The 3,674-nt window shown below is 41.3% G+C and carries 2 protein-coding genes and 1 pseudogene; all 3 read left to right on the plus strand.

Annotated features, from left to right (window positions below; translation table 11 throughout):
* Positions 1 to 171 precede the first annotated feature (171 nt).
* Positions 172 to 1,623, plus strand: coding sequence for an ATP-binding protein (locus tag CAG68_RS15520; RefSeq protein ID WP_161441339.1), 1,452 nt, complete (start codon positions 172 to 174; stop codon positions 1,621 to 1,623).
* Positions 1,620 to 2,960, plus strand: coding sequence for a sigma 54-interacting transcriptional regulator (locus CAG68_RS15525; protein WP_161441340.1), 1,341 nt, complete (start codon positions 1,620 to 1,622; stop codon positions 2,958 to 2,960). Before CAG68_RS15520 ends, CAG68_RS15525 begins: the two co-directional genes overlap by 4 nt.
* Positions 2,961 to 3,168: 208 nt before the next feature.
* Positions 3,169 to 3,383: pseudogene (locus CAG68_RS22570) on the plus strand (DDE-type integrase/transposase/recombinase); the annotation flags it as partial.
* Between the last annotated feature and the right edge of the window lie 291 nt (positions 3,384 to 3,674).

The following is a 3,674-nucleotide window of genomic DNA, read 5'->3' on the forward strand; positions in this document are numbered from 1 at the left end:
GCAATATATATACCAACAAGCCAATAATAATATAAGCAACTGATTATAAAAGACTATTATTTATTATTTGCTAGAAATTGAAGATCGCAAGAATGAATGGATGTTTATTTTTGTCATACATTGTGCCATTGTTGTGTGACAAAATGATACACATTAAATCCAAAGGAAAATATGGTTAAATTGACTAAAGTCTCTCTGTCTGCTCGTATCTTATTATTCGTTTTCCTACCACTATGGGGCTTATCCGCCGCGTCTATTGGCATTGGAACTTATTATCTTGCTGATTTACAGACAAGCAAGCTGAAAGGCGATCTCAAGCTGATCGCCAGAGCAATCGATGTTCCTATTGGAGAGGCGATCCGCAAAGGAGATATAGAAACAGTTCAGAGGACGCTTGATGCCATTTTTGATTTAGGCCAGGTATATGGTGCGTCCGTCTACAATCAGGATGGTCAGCGTATTGCTGCGGCCGGGATTGCTAAACGAGACAATAAAGATAACCCTATCGCACTTGAGCTGCTTGAAGTTGGACGTGACGCCAATATCTATCAACGTCAAGCGGGCAAACAAGTCTATTCTCATTTTCTTCCTATTACCGATAAACGAGGGCAGATATCGAGCCTTGTCGAAATCACTCGTCGTGCTAGTGATTTTTCGTCTTCTATGAATACTTTGTCGCTCTGGGCCTGGTGTGTATGGGGTGTTATCGGGTTGCTCACTTTAATTATTGTCTATTTAGGTCATTATCGAGCAGCAGGTCGTGATGTAGCACAGTTAACGAGTATCATGGCTAAGATTGGCCAAGGACAATTAGACTTACGAGCCTCTGACTCAAACACATACGAACTATCTTCTATTGCTCGGGCGCTAAATCGAATGCTCGATGATATTGCGCTTGCACAGCAAGAAATACTGGCTCATCAAGAACATGAAACAAAGCTGAATCTGAGATTAGAACGTAATGAGCGCATGGCGACGTTAGGACGATTCGTCGGAGGTGTGGCCCATGAATTAGGAGCACCATTGAATGTGATTGATGGTAGAGCAAGGCGTTTATCACGATTTATTGATAAGAACTCGGCGTTATATGAGCTGACGGCGATTAGAGGGCAAGTTAAACGGCTAACTCGAATCGTTCGACAGTTGTTAGACTTTTCTCGAAATAGCAACCAAAAAGAAAAAGTACTTATCTTAGATTTAGTGGTACATGCTAGTGAATCACTGAATCATGAACAAATGGAGTCGTCCCCTGTAATTACCATCAATATTCCTGATCACCCATCGGTATTCGTTGATCCTGACCTGTTCGAATTAGCGATAATTAACTTGCTACGAAATGCAAGCCAAGCCGCTCAAGAAAACGTACTCGTTGAATATGGTGAATCGCATGACGGCTGGTCGATAACCATCAGCGATGATGGGCAAAGTATTCCCATTGATATGGACTTGTCTCAGCTCCTAGAACCCTTTTTCACCACAAAACCGAAAGGTCAGGGAACTGGGCTTGGTTTGGCTATTGTTAACAATATTATTAATGATCATCATGGAGAATTAACTCTTCGGCGTTCAGAGCAAGGTGGACTCATCGTTACACTACAATTTTCAAAGGAACAATTAGTATGAATATTTTATTGGTAGAAGATGATGGTGATTTAGCGGATTTATTATGTGAAGAGCTTGAGGGCGAAGGATATCAGGTAACAATAGTAAACTCAGCTGAAGAAGCTTCATTTAAGTTGAATGAAATAATACCGGATGTGGTGATTTCCGATTTAAGATTACCGGATCGCAACGGTATGACATTAATACCAGAAGTTAAAGCTCTAACGCCAACTCCTGCGATTTTATTAATCACGGCGTTTGGCTCGGTTAATCAAGCGGTCGATGCACTTAAAGCGGGAGCGGATGATTTTTTAACCAAACCTTTTGATATGGATCACTGCTTATTAACCGTGAAACGTCTGATTGAGCATCAAAGCTTGAAAAGCCGGGTAGAAAGCCGTTTCTTTCACGGTATGTTAGGTGAAAGCGCTGCGATACAGAACCTATTCCGTATGATCCGAAAAATATCGAAAACGGATGGGCCTGTATTAATACTGGGAGAAAGTGGTACTGGTAAGGAGCTAGTCGCTAAAGCGATTCACAATGAAAGTCTTAGGAAAGACGGTCCTTTTCTGGCAGTTAATTGCGCTGGTATCCCTAAGGAGTTACTGGAAAGTGAGTTTTTTGGACATTCAGCCGGCGCTTATACCGGGGCGAATCAATCACGGCTAGGTTTATTAAGGGAGGCAGACGGAGGAACCCTGCTCCTTGATGAAATCGGTGAAATGCCCCTTGAGTTACAAGCCAAGTTATTACGTGTATTACAAGAAGGGACTATCAGGCCGGTGGGTTCTGATAAGGAAGTTAGTGTCGATGTACGTATCGTCACGGCAACCCACCGAGATTTAGAGTTGCGCATAGCAGAGGGACTGTTTCGACAAGATTTATTCTTTCGGCTAGAAATGTTTACATTATCCGTGCCCCCTCTTCGGGAGCGTGGCGGTGATCTTACACTCCTTGTTCGATATTTTCTTTCTAATCAGGCTCAATCAGGAAAGACCAAAGCTTATCAACTGAGTAACTTAGCATGGAAAGAACTGATGAATTATGATTTTCCAGGGAATATTCGTGAGCTTAAAAACGCTATTGAGAGGGCCTCCGTATTTTGTGACGATGATGAAATTTTACCAATTCATCTACCTGATCGTATAAGAAAATCGTCGAATTCTATCAAAGATAATATTTTTGAATATTTATCCGGAGATATGCCATCGTTAAATGAGCTTCAACGTAACTATATCAAATTCATTCTTGAGAGAGTGGGAGGAAACAAAGCTAAGGCTGCCGATACGTTAGGGATAACTCGACGAACCTTATATCGATGGATTGATAAAAGCGATAGTTCTACCAACCCATAACCTGCACTAGATCAGACCTGATCAGAGAAGTGGCCCCCAATTTTCGGACATGACTTTAAGTGATTAATCTGTGTGATAGTACCCAGAAATATTGGAACAGATTATGACTAGAAAACGTAGAAGCCACTCTCCTGAATTTAAAGTTAAGGTTGCATTTGCGGCAGCTAAAGGCGACAAAACTGTTGCTGAATTGGCTCAGAAATACAACCTATACGCCATTATTGACTGGTATAGCCGTAAGGTGTTGTTTTGGGGTTATCTAACCACTATGGATACGAATTTTTATTAAAGCTCTTGAGGAAGCACTTAAGTACTAAGTACTATGGACCGCCTGATATCTTCAACTCATATCAAGGCAGCCAATTTACTAGCCCAGAGTTCACACAGAAAATAACTGACCATGGTGTACGGATCAGCATGGACTAACCAATGTTCAAGTCCTAAAGAGACGAGGAGAGCGACAGAAAACACCAATACAGATATTAGGTAGTGACGATGAAACCAACAAACTGTCATAAAAGTAGAACAGCGACGATAAACAGTGTTGCTCACTCTAGCAAAATTTACTATGCCTCAAAATCATTTCGGGGCATTTTTGTGTTACACGATCCGTCAGCACACTTCTGGACCAAAGTTGTTTAGGAAATTTACTCTATTTAGACTATTAGGTATTAGGAAAAGTATGGGTGTTGCACCATGTATTTTGTTTGTTCC

Source organism: Vibrio sp. V42_P2S4T144, from assembly GCF_009904715.1.
GTDB classification, from domain to species: domain Bacteria; phylum Pseudomonadota; class Gammaproteobacteria; order Enterobacterales; family Vibrionaceae; genus Vibrio; species Vibrio alginolyticus.